This is a genomic window from Deltaproteobacteria bacterium GWA2_45_12 (assembly GCA_001797365.1).
Taxonomy (GTDB): Bacteria; UBA10199; UBA10199; order UBA10199; family UBA10199; genus UBA10199.
This window is the reverse complement of the sequence record MGPH01000046.1, coordinates 1-15812: the sequence shown is the minus strand read 5'-3', so window position 1 is coordinate 15812 and position 15812 is coordinate 1. Positions and strand designations below refer to the sequence as shown.

The following is a 15812-nucleotide window of genomic DNA, read 5'->3' as shown; positions in this document are numbered from 1 at the left end:
GAAATCCGTTACAAATACCCAAAACCTTTCCGCCTTTCTCTGCGTGTTCTTTTACCGCCCGCATGATGGGCGAAAAGCGGGCGATGGCCCCACAACGCAAATAATCCCCGTAAGAAAACCCTCCCGGCAAAATGACAACATCGGCTCCACCAAGATTATTTTCCTTATGCCAAACATAACTGGCTGTGGCTCCCATGACTTCCGATACAACATAATGACAGTCGGCATCACAGTTTGAACCCGGAAAGACAACAATGGCAAATTTCATGTTAGGTTAAGGTAACAACAGGCAATCCTGTTATCACGAGTTGTTTATTCTTCTAGCTGGAAGGAAAAATCTTCAATGACTGTATTGGCCAGTAATTTTTCGCTTATTTGATTTAAAACTTGTTTGGCCTTGGGAGAATCACAATTTTTCAACTCAACTTCAAAATATTTTCCAACACGTACAGAGACAACTTCTTTTTGCCCCATGCTTTGAAGAGCTTTAAGAATGGCTTCCCCCTGTGGATCCAAAACCCCTTTTTTTAAACTGACGAATACTTTGGCTTTCATATTATGATGTACGGGCGGGGAAATTCCCGCCCCCACGTTATTTTGATTGCATCACCCTATCAAAAACCGTTTTATAGGCCTCTTCTACTCCGCCCATATCCCGACGGAAACGGTCTTTATCCAGCTTTTCATCCGTTTTCTTGTCCCATAAACGACAAGTATCGGGGGTTACTTCATCACCTAAAAGAACATCCCCCTTAAACAAACCAAACTCCAATTTAAAATCAATCAAACGGATTTCCATGGAATCAAAAAATTGGGACAAACAGGTGTTTATCATCAAGGCATAATTACGGATGGTTAACAATTGTTGCTGATGACACAAACCTAAAATCAAGGCAGCATCATCATTGAGAAAGGGATCCCCCAGCGAATCATCTTTAAGGCAAAACTCGAGCAAGGGTCGTGAAAGGACCAATCCCTCTTCTTTTCCATAACGTTTGGCAAAGCTGCCGGCAGCCACGTTGCGAACAATGACCTCCAAAGGAAGCATGGTGAGTTTTTTGATGAGCATTTCACGATCGGAAAGTTTTTCGACAAAATGGTTTTGAATCTTGTTCTGGGACAGCAACTGAAAAAGACGGGATGAAATGGAATTATTGACAATGCCCTTGTCTAAAATGGTCCCCTTTTTCTGATTATTGAAAGCAGTGGCATCATCTTTAAAATAAGCAATATAAAGATCGGGATCATTTGTCTTATAAATGATTTTCGCCTTTCCTTCGTAAAGTTTTTCTTTTTTCTCCATGACTACTCCTTGAAAACACGGTTAAAGATGGCATCGATGTTCCGTAAATAATGATTGATGTCCAAAAGCTCATCAATTTCACTTGATGAAAGATGGCGCATAATTTTGGAATCCGACTTTAAACTTTGCGCAAAATCGGCCCCTTCATCCCATACCTTCATGGCATTGGTCTGCACCAAACGATAGGCATCTTCGCGGGAACAACCTTTGTCGGTCAAGGCGATCAAAATGCGTTGTGAGAAAAACATTCCCTTCATGGAATCAAGATTTTTCTTCATGTTTTGTGGGTAGACCACAAGTTTCTCAATAATTCCCGCCATGCGATGGATCATGAAATCAAGGGCAATGGTGGCATCAGGGGCAATCACCCTTTCAGCCGAACTGTGTGAAATATCGCGTTCATGCCAGAGTGGCACATTTTCAATGGCCGTAAGGGCATAGCCACGAAGCAGGCGGGCCAAACCGGTGACGTTTTCGCTCAAAACAGGATTTCGTTTGTGGGGCATGGCCGAGGATCCTTTTTGTCCGGGTGAAAAATATTCCTCCACCTCAAGAACCTCAGTCCGTTGAAGATGCCTAATTTCGACAGCCATTTTTTCTATGGTGCTGCCAACAAGGGATAAAACCTGGAAATAATAAGCATGCCGGTCACGGCTAATGACTTGTGTCGTGATGGGATCTGCTTTTAAACCAAGTTTTGCACATACATATTCTTCTATTTGAAGATCGGTATGGGCAAAAGTGCCCATGGCCCCCGAAAGCATCCCCACGGCAATGGTTTCACGCGCATCTTCAAGGCGGCCACGATTGCGCTTCATCTCTTCATACCATTGGGCCAGTTTCCATCCGAAGGTAACCGGTTCGCCATGAATGCCGTGCGAACGGCCAATGGTCAGCGTGTTTTTAAATTCATGCGCCCTCAATTTTAATACGGACAGAAGACGATCAATCCCTGCCAGCAACAAATCAGAGGCTTGAGTTAACTGAACAGCAAGGGCTGTATCCAAAATATCCGATGAAGTAAAACCACGATGGATATAACGCGCCTCAGGCCCCACAAATTCGGAAACAGAGGTCAAAAAGGCAATGACATCGTGCTTTAACTCGCGTTCCAGTTGGTCAATGCGTTCAATATTAAACTTGGCCTTGGCTCTTACTTTCTTGCTGACATCCTTGGGGACAACACTTGCTTCCTCAAGTGCTTCAAGGGCCAGCAATTCAATTTCGAGCCATATTTGGAATTTGTTTTCAGGCTCCCAAATACGAGCCATTTCACTACGTGAATAACGTGGAATCATAAGGAGCGCCTTCTATACACCAGCTTTTTTGTGGCCGCAAACATAAAGATGGATAGTTGCACTATCCTTATGGAAACTGTAAACTATCCAAGTTGTCTTATTGTTTAATAGAGATAAAAGGGCTATGCGTTTTAAAAATTTAATTATTTTAACAGTTTACCTTGGGTTTCTTATAGGGCCTTCCCTTCATGCCCAAGAAGCCCCACCCCCCCTTGATGAATCAGATGAATTTTCTGATTTATCAGAAACAAATGCTTTAGAAGAGCCCGATTCTACCGAAGTCAACACAGACTTATCCGAGTTGGAGGATCCTCCCAACCCGGCGGAAAACATCCTTGACTCTCCTTCTTCGGTTCTAGAAGAAGAAGAACCAACAGCAGCTTCCCATGAAATTATTTTTAGTTTCACCTCAAAAGTCCAATTCTTTGCCTGGACCAGAACAAAAGAAGGCATCAAGGCCAGTGAAGAGCCCTATATGGAAGTCGACTACACCAATGAATGCCACACTTCCCTTGAACTTTCCGAAAAAAAACAGATTAAAAAAGTGGTCTGTGATGTCACCAGTGATCGTGGGGGCTCTCTTGCCGCCAATGAATTTTTTGAATGCCGGCTTGATATTGATATTAATGACATGGATGCCGAAGTTTCAACGCGCATCATCAAAACGCAAAAAAAACAAGCTTCGCGTCCAGGGGATGTGAATACAGACCTTACGGAAGAAAAAACGACCCTGGCCCTGAAAATTCATTTTACCGATGACGCCAAGGAAAGCTGGTATTCATTGTGCACCGATTTTGGATCAGGAAGTCAGTTGAATACAGAAGGTGAAAAAGAAAATTATAATCTTGAGGTCATAAAAAAAATAACACCCGGCATTTCATCGATTGTCGTTGAAGATTTTGATCCCACCACCAGCACAAGAATAAGCCTCACCACAGAAGACACCATTATTGAAGACACCGACATTGCCAATAATATTTCCCTTTCAGGCGAAGGTTTTATCAGTATTGAACCTGAAAAATAATTCCATCATCTGGCAGACAATAAATACCGGCGAATAAACTCATCCAAATTTCCATCCAAAACATCTTGGGTTTGAGAGGATTCATAATTGGTGCGGTGGTCCTTCACCATTTGGTAGGGCTGTAGAACATATGAACGAATCTGTGAGCCCCAAGCGATGTCTTTTTTATTTGCCTCCACTTTTTCTTTTTGGGCCATGCGTTTTTCCATTTCAACTTCATAGAGGCGCGCTTTAAGCATTTTCATGGCCACGGCACGGTTTTGGTGTTGCGAACGCTCATTCTGGCATTGCACCACAATACCGGTAGGAATGTGCGTCATGCGGACCGCGGAATCCGTCTTATTAACTTTTTGCCCCCCCGCTCCACCGGCACGATAAGTATCAATACGCAAATCGGCTTCTTTTACTTCAATATCAATATCATCCTCGACATCGGGATAGACAAAAACAGAGGCAAACGATGTATGGCGACGCTTATTGGCATCAAAAGGAGAGATGCGTACCAGACGATGCACACCTATTTCAGCTTTTAAATATCCATAGGCATAAGATCCTTCCACCATCACGGTCACAGAACGGTACCCCGCCCCATCGCCGTCGGTAAAATCAATGATCTGGGTTTTGTAGCCCCTGGCTTCACAAAAGCGAATATACATTCTAAGTAAAATAGAAACCCAATCACACGACTCAGTACCCCCAGCCCCAGCATTAATTTGAAAAAAAGCCCCATTGGCGTCATTGGGGCCTGAAAGCATCTTGGCCATTTCCAGTTTTTTAAGGGCTTCTTTAGTCGCAAGAACTTTTTGCTCTGCCTCAAGAAGGGTGGCCTCATTTTGGGCTTCCATCCCCAATTCAATCAAGACTTCGCTGTCTGAAACGAGACTTTCCGCACTCTTCCAGTTTTCCAATTGTTTTTGAAGGATATCTATTTCCTTGGAAACAGTTTTGGCATTTTGGGAATCATTCCAGAACTCAGATTCTTCGGATTGTTTTTTAAGAAAAGTCAATCGATCGGATTTTTGAGCGACTTCAAAGTGACCTCCGAAGTTCATCCAGATTGTTTTTCATCAACACTAATTCTTCTTTAAGATCATTGGCCATTTTGTTTTCTCCTTACAAACGAGATCAGAATAAATATAAAAACCATGAAAATCGCAAGATAAACTACCCAATCACCATAACGGGTATAAAAAGTCTTGTGGTTTAAGGAAACAAAACTTCCCAAGAGTACTGTCTGATTCCAGGGAGGAATAAAACTGGTTACTTTCCCACGGGCATCAATAATAGCCGTAACCCCCGTATTGGTGGCTCTTAACAAAAAACGTCTGTTTTCCAAAGCTCTCATTTGAGAATAAACAAGATGCTGGTATTGACCCGATGTGTTTCCATACCAGGCATCATTGGTCATATTCACCAAGACAGTGGCCCCTGCCAGGGTTGACTGGCGCGCCAAATCAGGGAAAATGTCCTCGTAACAAATAAGGGTTCCAAAAAAGTCATTTTTCCAATGAAATAAAGCGGCATCGCGTCCGGGGATGAATTCTCCAATGGCCTTTGTAAGGTTGCCGGCAAAAGAAAGCCATGTTTGAAAAGGAATGTATTCTCCAAAGGGTACAAGATGACGTTTGTGATAAACACCCAAGACCTTGTTTTCATCATCAAGGAAAAATGCTGAATTATAAATCTGCGAATTATCAGTCCCGCGACTGCTCACAGCCCCTAAAATGACATGGGTTTTCATTTTTGGATTGTCGCTAAAAGCCAGATTGACGGGCCAATCAAGATCAACGGTAAAAGGATAAGCCGTTTCCGGCCATATAACCAAACCAACTCCCTGTTCTGCCGCCAACTGTGTCATCTCAACATGTTTTTTAATATTGTTCTGGGCATGCTTATAATCCCAACGGATATCTTGGGGGATGTTTCCCTGAACCAATCCCACCAACTCACGTTGTTCTCTTCCCTGATCAAAATCCTGGAAAGAAGGGACCAATAAACTCGCCACCACAGAAACCAACATGACAAGGGCTGCCCCAATAAGACGACTGACAAGTTGATATCGATAGGAAGCTACAAACAAGGAGCGCAAAACCTCGAAGAGAAGACCGTTGACCAAATAAATAACGGCATTCAATCCAAAAACGCCCGTCCATTCTATCCATTGAAAATATCCAAGATAATTTCCCTGGGAATAACCCGGCAGGGCCCAGTGAAAACCTCCCGCCGGAAAATAAGTGCGGGCATAATCAGAAGCCACCAAAAAAACGGTACTCACCAAAAAAAAAGGAAGATTTGTTTTACAAACCACTTTTTGCGCCAGGCTTAAAAAACCGGCGAAAAAAGTGGCCATCATCCCCACCAAAACAATCAAAACACCGGCTCCCTGCAAAGAGGTAAGCCCGCCAAAATTGGTGATGGCAAGCATGATCCAGTAAAGAATGATCCCATAAAAAATAAGGGAGGTAATCCAGGTGATCTTGAAATTTTTTTTCAATGACGATGGATCAAGGGCAAAATAAAGAGGGATAAGATAAATCCAGGCCAGAAATCCCATATCAGGAAGTTTGTATCCCCAAAATACAGAGGGATAAATAACAGCCCCCAAAATACCGGAAGCCAAAATAGCCAATAAAGTGAGCATAATCTCTGTAAGGACAATCCTAGGATTGTCCCTACGAAACATCAACCAACAAGTTTCATCAATTCACGTTCCTTCTTTGACATTATCTTCCAGTCCCTCTCCGTTTGGTGGTCATACCCCAGCAAATGTAAAAATCCATGAACCACTAGAAACATCACCCGTTCTTTTAAAGAAATACAAAAAGTTTTAGCCTGTTTTTTAGCTGTATCTAAAGAAACAACAATATCTCCCAACAATTCTTTTGAATCCAAGGGAAAACTCAAAACATCCGTTGCGCCTTTTTTCTTCATGAATTTCAGGTTAAGACGTGCGATGGCAGGGTCATCAATGAAAGTAAGCCCCAGGGCCAGATGGGGCAACTTGAGATGGCGTGCCATTTTTTTAATCCTTTTTTCGAAATAAGGGCGAGATATTCGAATCCGCGACTTGTTGGTGATGATGACTTGCATCTTTTGCCTTGTCTTTCATTTCATGAACATCAGCTACTTTGCCAAGAAGAGCTCCTTCGGGATACTCGATGCGCTGATGATAAATACCAACCAGTATTTTACAAAAAGCCTCCGAGATAAGGTGCAAGTCCCTTAAGGTGAGGTCACATTCATCTAACTGCTCATCCACAAAATGTTGGTTAACCATTTTTTCAACGGTCGCCTGAATTTTATGCGCTGCTTTTTCCGGCAAAGCTCTCACAGCCCCCTCAACGGCATCGGCCATCATGATGATACCGGCTTCCCTGCTTTGGGGTTTCGGCCCGTCATATCTAAAATCACGCTCGTCAACCTCTCCATACTTATCTTCCATCTTTTTGGCATTATTAAAAAAGAACCCTATCAACTTCGTCCCCTGATGCTGCGGAATCATGTCAGCAATGCGCTGAGGCAGTTTATGTTCCTTGGCCATTTGAATGCCATCTTTGACATGGGCTTCAATAATAAGGGCACTCATCGATGGCGCCAATTTATCATGCGGATTTTCCCCTTTTTGGTTTTCAATGAAATACTCCGGTTTTTTCATTTTACCAATATCATGATAATAAGAAGCAACCCGCGCCAAAAGTGAATTGGCTCCGATCGCCTGGGCCCCTGCCTCGGACAATATGCCCACAATCTGGCTGTGATGATAAGTCCCCGGTGTGCGTACGATCATTTCTTTAAGGAGAGGGTGGCTCAAGTTAGCCATTTCCAAAAGTTTGATATCGGTGGTGTAATTAAAAAGTGTTTCAGCAACGGGTGCTAAAATAAGAACCAGCATGGCTGTCAAAATACCTCCCCAAAAACCCATGAGACAATGAAGGGACATTTCATATAACGATAGTTGGCCTGTATCTTTAAGAACATCAATGAGACTTAAGCTTAAAATGGTGACAGCATTGATAAGCCCCGTATAAGCCCCACTGAGTAATACCGCTGATCTTTTGTCGAGATGGGCAATGGCATGAGCCGCAAAGACGCTGCTGATAAGGTAATAAACAGTAAGCTCCAGATTATTGTCCAAGAAAACTCCGCAAAAAAGACTCACAATCACGGAAAAAATGAGGGCAATTTCAGAATTAAGGGTGAAGCGAACAAGCATTGCCCCCGCTGCCACGGGAATGCCGTAATAAAAGGCTGAAAAAGGCAGTGGATAAGGAAGAGCGTCCCGAATCGATGAAGCCATAAAAACGCCGAATCTTAAAACCATCATGAAGAAAAGAAGGTTCACACCCAAAAAAATGAGATCTTTACGCGTTGGCTTGAACTTACGGATGTATTTGGATGCATAATAATAAACGATCAGTAGGACCAGGTTTACAAACAGGGCAATACCGATGAACTTAAGCCATTTGTTTGACTGATGTCGGGCCTTGCGAATTCCTTCGATAACCGTAAGATGCCAGGGTTCATAGCGATCCCCATTACGGATAATGGATTCCCCTTGTTTTATTTTAATGATGACACTTTTAATATTGCTGGCGGCTTTTTCTTTTCGAAAATCGGTTTCACGCCCATTATAGATGAGATTGGGCTTGATAAACTGGCGAACAATTTCAAGAAAGGGCTTGAATTCATCCATGTTCACCAAATCGGGCTTGATGGAGGAAAGTTTTTTGTCGATTTCCCTCAAATCCGAAACACCATCGGTTTGGTGGATCATCTCTTCAGCATAAGGTTCCCCTTCCAATTTTCTCAAAATAAAACCTTTTTCCAGCAAGGGTTGCAATTCTTGGCGGCTTAATATGAGGGGAGAACGCAAAATCTCACTTACAAAAAGAACCAAACTGCGCTGCAAGTTAAGATTGAACTGGCTTTGCCTTATCAGTGTGTATTGGTCTTCATTTACTTCAACTCCCATTCGTTCAATAAAATTCTTTTTGATTTGTGACTCAAGTTCAGTGTCAAAATTCTTGTTTTGGACTAAAAAAAGCCGCGCTTGCTCAAAACTTTCCTGTATTTTTTTAACAGCATCCTGTTCAATAGAAGGATCAAAATCATAAAGTGGGGCAACATTATCAACAGCTTCCTGCCTTAGTTTTAAGGTCGATTTTTCATCGACAATCTCATAATTTTGGTCGGCTTTGATGTCTTTGATGGCCACAGAGCCCACCTCATAAACTTGAGGAAGTTCATCGACCCTAAAAGTCATCAAAGAGGTGATGGTCAAGGACAAAAATAAAATCAGGAAAACATTGATCCATGTTTCCTTTTTTTCCATTTTTTCCATTTTTTGTTTTTCAATTTTCATGAAAACCCTCTTTTTTTTAAACATCCCCTATTTGTAGATTCCCACGAGCTTACATCTACTATAAAAGCGCCACAGGCGCGCTGAGGGGGAGGCTCCAGCGGCTTTGCCGATGGAGGGGGCGACGCGAGCCCCTATGATAGCTTCTCATCATTCTCATAGGCTTCCACAATGGCCTGGACCAAGGGATGGCGTACCACATCAATGGGTGACAATGTATGGATACAAAGCCCCTGCACCTTTTCCAAAACGCGCACAGCATGCATTAACCCTGACACCTTGTCACGGGGCAAATCGATTTGCGTGGGATCCCCTGTAATCACTGCTTTAGAACCCTGCCCAATGCGCGTCAGGAACATTTTCATCTGCTCCTTGGTGCAATTTTGGGCTTCATCCAAAATAACAAAGGCCTGACTCAAAGTACGTCCTCTCATGAAAGCCAGGGGGGCCACTTCTATCTCCCCTTTCTCGAGCATCTTGGTGGTTCGTTCAAAATCGAGCATGTCATGCATGGCATCGTATAAAGGAGTGAGATAAGGGTTCACTTTTTCAACAAGACTCCCCGGTAAAAATCCCAATTTTTCCCCTGCCTCAATGGCAGGGCGGGTTAAAACAATGCGTTCCACCTGGCCTTTGAGCAGAGAGGTCACGGCCATGGCCATGGCCAGATAAGTTTTTCCGGTACCTGCAGGGCCGATACCAAAAACAAGATCATACTTGCGAATGGCCTCAACGTATAATTTTTGCCCCATTGATTTTGGATAAATGACCCGTCTTTTTGCAGGAACAAAAATGGAATCAAGATAAAGATCGTGAAGACTGGCATTACGATTTTCGGTGAGCACACGAACAGCGGCTTCAACATCATGACCGGTGACGGGATATCCTTTTTTAAGCAGGGTATAAAGCTGATCCAGAGCCGACTGGGCAAATTCGATTTTTTCAATTTCCCCTTCCAAAGCTAACTCGCCGCTTTTTTCATGGATGGCAATTCCCAGTTTGTTTTCTAACGAACGAAGGTGGGCGCCTTGGGGCCCAAAAAGGTTCTGGGCCAAATCGTTGTCATCAAAGCGAAGCTGGACCACATTTGATTTTCGTCTTCCCATTATTTTTTCTGTGGGGCTCCTTCCCCATAAAGATGAATCAAAACTTCCCGACGTGCAAGCTTGTTGTCAAAATCAAAAAGAATAACTTCCTGCCATGCCCCCAAAAGAAGTTTTCCATCCTGAACGGGAATGCTCACAAAAGGATGAAGCATGGCCGCTTTCACGTGAGCTTCAATACTTCCCGATCCGGATTTACGCACGGGTGTGGGAGCCTTTGACTCCTGCACCATGCTGTTAAGGATATTTTTTACTTCCTGATGAATTTGAGGATCGTTTTCCAAACAAGTGACAGCAGCTGTGGATCCGGGAACAAAAACAGTTAAAATACCGTGTAAAATTTGAGATTCCCTTAACGCCCTTTTAACATCATGCGTCAGGTTAAAAACATCCATTTGGCTGGTGGCATTGAAATAAGCTTTAAGCAGGTAATTCATTTTTTTAAAGTGTATCCCATTGTGTTCCCCTTGGCAAGAAACCGATAAGACATTAACATATTGATATTATTCTATTTATTTTGAAATAAAAAGATCGGTTTTTCCACACCTTTGAAGGAAAAAACAACGATAATTAATAATGAAAAGAGGGTTTTATCTCCAGGGAGGTTGTTTGGTAGAATAAGACGTCATTATGAGCCTAGAAAAAGTCAACAAATTACAGCCATCCCAAGCTTTAGGAGCCAAAGCCAAAACTTCTGCCTCGAAAAGCTTTACTGAAATTTTGGATCAACGGTATAAATCTCAGGGCAAGCCCCGGACCCAAGATTCCGTCCGCCTAAGGCCGGACGGGGTTTTGACCCAGCAAGGCGCGTCCCCGAAGCCAACGGGCGTAGGGGATAAAAAACAAGAATCCGAAAGCATGCAGGTTCCCCATAGTCTTGTAGGAAAAAAAGCAGATCCTTTTTTCAAGCCCCTTCCGGCAGGAAGCACAGCCACCTACCAAAGCCCCACTAAAATTTCGGCAGAAACCCAAGGTGTCAAAATAGATAAAAATCCTTCCAAGAAATTGCATGTGGAAGGAAAAATCACTCCCACCCAGTTAAGAAAAACAGCCAGCGTTTCATCTTCTTCAAATGCGATTCCCAAAAACATGGAATCCTACCGTCCGCTTATTGAAAAACACGCCCAGATCAACAATCTCGACCCCAATTTACTGGCGGCCCTTATCAAACAAGAATCCAATTTTAGACCCGATGTTGTCTCACACGCCGGTGCCATGGGCCTGACCCAACTCATGCCCGGAACGGCCCGTTCCGTAGGCGTAACCGACCCTTTAAACCCCGAACAAAGCATTGCCGGGGGCGCGCGTTATTTACGCCAGATGCTCGACCGGTTTAATGGCAATACCGAACTGGCCCTGGCGGCCTACAATGCCGGCCCCGGAGCTGTCGCCCGCTATGGTGGCATCCCTCCATTTCGTGAAACAAGGCGCTATGTTCAGTCCGTTACCGCCAATCTTGAAAATATCCGCTCCACGGGCCTTTTTGCCAGCACCTCCCCTCCCAAAACTCGTGTCTAGCTAAAGGCGGCTCGCGAGCCGCCCCTACAAATTTAAAAAACCTTTCATCATTTCTTCCATTTCCCTTAACTTCCCTGCCTCCATCCATTTCACCTTCTTCTCTTTTCTAAACCAGGTCATTTGTCGTTTGGCATATTGGCGTGTGTTGATTTTTATCTGTTCAACAGTTTGGTTTAGTGAAATCTTCCCTTCAAAATAGGGTTCCCATTCTTGATATCCGATGGTTGTTTTTAAAAGATCGCACCACCCATAATGGCTTACCAAATTCCTTACTTCCGCTTCCAAACCGGCTTCTATCATGGCATTGACGCGTTTGTTTAAATGTCGAACCAGTTTTTCCCTTTCACACAAAAACCCCAGCATTAAAAAATCATAACGGGATTTTTGAAAACCATGTTCTTCCTGAATCTGGGACTGGGGCTTGCCTGTTAGTTCATAAACCTCAAGCGCGCGAATGATGCGGACAGGGTCATGGGGATGAATGGTTGCCGCCGAAACAGGATCGACTTTTTCAAGTTCTTTATAAAGAGCCAAGAGCCCCTCATTTTTAATGACATCTTTAAGACGCTTTCGGATCTCTGCATTTGCTTTGGGGCCGGAAAGTAGACCGTAAAGAAGCGCCCGCACATAGAGCCCGGTTCCCCCCACAATAATGGGGAGGCGATTTCGACCGTGGACACTGGCGATAACTTTGTCTGCTTCTTCAACAAACTTGGCGGCATCCCAGGAAGAATGAGGCCCCAAAAAGCCATATAAATGATGCGGCACTTCAAGCAAGGCCGTCTCGGAAGGTTTGGCCGTTCCTATGTTGATTTCCTTGTAAAGTTGGCGTGAGTCGGCATTGACAATTTCACCGTTGAATTTTTGCGCCAAATGAAGGGCCACCTCGCTTTTTCCAACACCCGTAGGGCCAACCAGGACGATTATTTTTTTGTTTGGTAGTGAATTAGGCATCCCGATTTCTGTCCCCCCATCACACAATCCTCTTAAACCACTTTTCAATCTCATAACGAGTGACCTCCACAGAAACAGGTCTCCCGTGCGGACAAAAAGACGTAAAATGATATTGGTCCAATTCCCTCACCATGGCTTTCATTTCTTCAAGAGTGAGCAAATGATGGGCCCTAATCGCCCCATGGCAGGACATGCGTGCCAGTACTGCGTGTAATTGATCGATTAGTGAAGTGAGCTTTCCTTTTTCCAAAACATCCCCCACCAAATCTAAAAGCAGGGATTTTACATCCAGTTTTTTAAACAGGGCCGGTTTGGATTTGACAACAAAAGTGTTTCCCCCAAAAAAATCCACCTCAAGCCCCATTTTTTTAAAATCATCCAAATACGGCCCTACGATGGCTGTTTGAGAAGGGTTCAAGTCAAAGTTTTCAGGAATCAATAAATGTTGTGAAGGGATTTCTCCTTCCTTGTATTGCAAAAGCAATTTTTCAAATCCAATGCGTTCATGGGCGGCGTGCTGGTCAATAAGAATGAGCTTGTCGTCACTTTGGCATAAAATATAAGTCCCCCAAAACTGCCCCAGCACTTCCATGGAGGCATAGGGGGTTTGACCAAATTGGATTTGTTTTTGGGAGATATTTCCCTCCGGACTTTGATGCGTTGGTCGTATTTCCGTAGGGGCGCTGCTTGCCGCGCCCCTAAAAACATCGGATTCGGATTGAAATTGAAATGGCAAAGATGGGGGCGCAGCAAGCGGCGCCCCTACGGTATCGTGTGTCGGGGCGTGCCGTGCACCGTCCATCGCCTGATTCCACGGCGCCGCCTCCAGAATTTTCCTTACCGCTTCATAAACCAAACGATGGATCACCTGACTTTGCGAAAAACGGACTTCCGTCTTTGCCGGATGCACATTCACATCCACCATTTCAGAAGGAATTTTCAAAAAAACAATCGAAAAAGGATAACGGCCCTTCATGAGCAAATCACGATAGGCTTCCATGGTGGCGTGATGCAAAACCTTGTCCTTAACCGGGCGGTTGTTCACAAAAAAATACATGTTTTTATTGTGGGAACGCGAAATTTGTGGATGCCCGGCATATCCCACCGCTTCCAGCCCCGAATGCCCTATTTGGAATGGATAACAATATTGTTCTGTTTCTTTTCCAAACAATTCAAAAATTCTTTCTTTAAAATGGGACCCGCTTTTTACATAAAAAATCTTTTTTTGGTCACAGGTCAAACTGAAACCAACTTGGGGGTTCGCCAGAGCCATGGAAATAAGAATGTCATGGATATGAGCCAATTCAGTGTCCGCACTTTTTAAAAATTTAAGCCTGGCTGGAGTGTTATAAAACAAAAATCGCAGAGCCACCGTTGTGCCCTGGGGATGGGGCGCTTCTTTTCTTTCTGAAAACTGCCCTCCTTCGCAACCAATTTCATGGGCGAACTCAGGCTCCACACGGCTAGTCAGTGTCAGTTTGGAAACCGAAGCCATGCTGGCCAAGGCTTCCCCACGAAAACCAAAACTTGAAATGGCATACAGATCATTTTCAGTGCTGATTTTGCTGGTTGAATGGCGCGCCAACGCCAGTTTGAGTTCGTCTTTTGAAATTCCAACCCCGTTATCGCGTACCAAGATAAGCTTCTTACCCCCGTCTTTTAATTCGACATCAATTTGAGTGGCTCCGGCATCCAAACTATTTTCCACCAGCTCTTTAACTGCCGAAGCCGGCCGTTCCACCACCTCGCCTGCGGCGATTTTGTTGATGAGATGGTCTTCGAGTAGATGAATGGGGGGCATAGAGATCATTTTTTATGCAAACTTCTTTCTAATAACAATCAAAAAGACTTCTTAGTTGAATATTTCATCTTGAGTAATTCCCTCTCCTCTTGACAATTCATCCTCTTTAACGCATTGCGTCTTGACCTCACAAGAATGCCGTATTACAGCCCAAAAGCTTTTTTTAGAAAACCCGAAACATTTCAGAAAACTAACCGATAACAAATACAGAATGAAAGTTTTTAAAAATCCATTCAAATTCCTCTCCTGTCTTATTTCTGCCGTCCTTATTCTTAGCTCGTATTCGTGCGGCAGCATGATGGAAAGTGACGAACAAACAACCAATCACCTGACCGCCGCCGCTCTTGTCGCGCCCTTATGGGATAAATCTGTACGTTGCATGAATATTACGCTTGAAGGGAATGCCCATATCGCATGGATGTCGTTGGACCGTTCAGAAGATTACAAAGAATTTAATATTGAATCGTATAATTATACGGATCACCGTGGCCGAAAAAAAAATGTTGCCACCGAACAAAAAATTTCAGACCTGGTAGTAGAAAATTTGTTTCCCCAAAATCAGATTAATGTATGCATGGCCTATCATCCTCTTCATGCCCTTGATTCAAAAAAGGGGGAAAAAAGCCATTTGGCCTATCTGCTTATTGTAACGGATAGCCCTACCACTAGAACCATTCGTGTGCAGTTAAATGGTGTTCCTCGTGGCCTTGGAAGCAACAAGTGTGGAGGCGCAGCAGCTATTGACCCTATTGAATATCACGCGAAGGCCGGGAAAATTGATTTGTATGTGTGCGACACCGTAGTAGCAGAACAAGACCTGGTTACAGACGCTGAAAGACCAAATACTAATTTTACGAAAGTCCCTGTTGAAGGAACTTTTAATTTCTACCAGGTGGATGATCAAACATTGTGTTTGATAGGCAGAGAATTAGGAGCACCACCTTCAATCCCTGATTTTATGCTACCTGTTCCACCTGTTGATGGTGTTCCTGAGAAAATATTGGAGGAAGGTTTAGAAGTTAGGGTAGAAGGCCTACATGAAGGAACTATAGGTGCAGACGGGGAATTATTATGGACAACCGTGACATTAAATGTAGGCGATATTGTGCCTGTCTCCCCCCTAAAAGTATCTAATGGAACATTAATTCCATCGGCACCTGATTGTCCAACATTCGCCACTCCTCCAAAAGGGACTGGAACAATCGATACCAATGAATTAATTCTAGTTGTTTCTGGTGAAGTTTTCAGTACGAATACCACTGTTAATGGATTTGGTATTGATGGTGCTTTGATTTTTGCAGTTCTTCACTTAGAGAAAATATAGAATTATTCAATTTCAATCTCACATGTAAAAGCACCTTTCCCTGCAGCAGCAAAATAATAATCTGTATCAGGATCTTCATATGGTGGCCGTATTGTTACTTCATCTGGTCCAGAATACCAAAAGTCCTG

At 43.6% G+C, this 15812-nt stretch carries 13 protein-coding genes and 2 pseudogenes (1 of these 15 running past the window's edge); 3 read left to right on the top strand and 12 right to left on the bottom strand.

What is annotated here, in order from left to right:
* The 4 genes and pseudogenes from A2048_09755 to A2048_09740 all read right to left on the bottom strand — a co-directional run.
* Nucleotides 1-268: pseudogene (locus A2048_09755) on the bottom strand (hypothetical protein) (it extends 305 nt beyond the left edge of the window).
* 44 nt (nt 269-312) lie between these two features.
* Nucleotides 313-555, bottom strand: a complete 243-nt coding sequence (locus A2048_09750; protein OGP08426.1) for a phosphoribosylformylglycinamidine synthase — start codon at nt 553-555, stop codon at nt 313-315.
* A 37-nt stretch (nt 556-592) separates the two neighbouring features.
* Entirely contained in the window at nt 593-1303 is a 711-nt protein-coding gene (locus tag A2048_09745) for a phosphoribosylaminoimidazolesuccinocarboxamide synthase (GenBank protein ID OGP08415.1), read from the bottom strand.
* A 2-nt stretch (nt 1304-1305) separates the two neighbouring features.
* A complete protein-coding gene (locus A2048_09740; protein ID OGP08414.1) occupies nt 1306-2601 on the bottom strand; it encodes an adenylosuccinate lyase in 1296 nt (431 codons plus the stop codon).
* Nucleotides 2602-2725: 124 nt separating this feature from the next.
* Between A2048_09740 and A2048_09735 the strand changes: the two genes are divergently transcribed.
* Complete coding sequence (locus tag A2048_09735; protein ID OGP08413.1) at nt 2726-3625, top strand: hypothetical protein; 900 nt, start codon at nt 2726-2728, stop codon at nt 3623-3625.
* Nucleotides 3626-3630: 5 nt separating this feature from the next.
* Here A2048_09735 and A2048_09730 read toward each other — a convergent pair.
* From A2048_09730 to A2048_09705, 6 genes and pseudogenes are all read right to left on the bottom strand, one after another.
* A pseudogene (locus A2048_09730) lies at nt 3631-4726 on the bottom strand (peptide chain release factor 2).
* Complete coding sequence (locus A2048_09725) at nt 4716-6308, bottom strand: apolipoprotein N-acyltransferase (GenBank protein OGP08412.1); 1593 nt, start codon at nt 6306-6308, stop codon at nt 4716-4718. The pseudogene A2048_09730 and the gene A2048_09725 overlap by 11 nt, the downstream one beginning before the upstream one ends.
* Nucleotides 6308-6643: an rRNA maturation RNase YbeY gene (locus A2048_09720; GenBank protein ID OGP08411.1), complete on the bottom strand. Its 336-nt coding sequence runs from the start codon at nt 6641-6643 to the stop codon at nt 6308-6310. The genes A2048_09725 and A2048_09720 overlap by 1 nt, the downstream gene beginning before the upstream one ends.
* 4 nt (nt 6644-6647) lie before the next feature.
* Nucleotides 6648-9011 (bottom strand): hypothetical protein, encoded by a 2364-nt coding sequence (locus A2048_09715; GenBank protein ID OGP08410.1) that lies wholly within the window; start codon nt 9009-9011, stop codon nt 6648-6650.
* Between the two features lie 107 nt (nt 9012-9118).
* Nucleotides 9119-10090: a phosphate starvation-inducible protein PhoH gene (locus tag A2048_09710; GenBank protein ID OGP08409.1), complete on the bottom strand. Its 972-nt coding sequence runs from the start codon at nt 10088-10090 to the stop codon at nt 9119-9121.
* Nucleotides 10090-10524, bottom strand: coding sequence for a hypothetical protein (locus tag A2048_09705; protein OGP08408.1), 435 nt, complete (start codon nt 10522-10524; stop codon nt 10090-10092). Before A2048_09705 ends, A2048_09710 begins: the two co-directional genes overlap by 1 nt.
* Nucleotides 10525-10717: 193 nt before the next feature.
* Here A2048_09705 and A2048_09700 point away from each other — a divergent pair, with 193 nt between their 5' ends.
* Nucleotides 10718-11605, top strand: a complete 888-nt coding sequence (locus tag A2048_09700; protein OGP08407.1) for a hypothetical protein — start codon at nt 10718-10720, stop codon at nt 11603-11605.
* Between the two features lie 24 nt (nt 11606-11629).
* Here A2048_09700 and A2048_09695 read toward each other — a convergent pair whose 3' ends face one another.
* Nucleotides 11630-12559: a tRNA (adenosine(37)-N6)-dimethylallyltransferase MiaA gene (locus tag A2048_09695; GenBank protein ID OGP08425.1), complete on the bottom strand. Its 930-nt coding sequence runs from the start codon at nt 12557-12559 to the stop codon at nt 11630-11632.
* A 19-nt stretch (nt 12560-12578) separates the two neighbouring features.
* Complete coding sequence (locus A2048_09690) at nt 12579-14360, bottom strand: hypothetical protein (protein ID OGP08406.1); 1782 nt, start codon at nt 14358-14360, stop codon at nt 12579-12581.
* 211 nt (nt 14361-14571) lie between these two features.
* On the opposite strand from A2048_09690, the gene A2048_09685 reads away from it, so the two are divergent.
* Complete coding sequence (locus A2048_09685) at nt 14572-15684, top strand: hypothetical protein (protein OGP08405.1); 1113 nt, start codon at nt 14572-14574, stop codon at nt 15682-15684.
* The last annotated feature ends 128 nt before the right edge of the window (nt 15685-15812 follow it).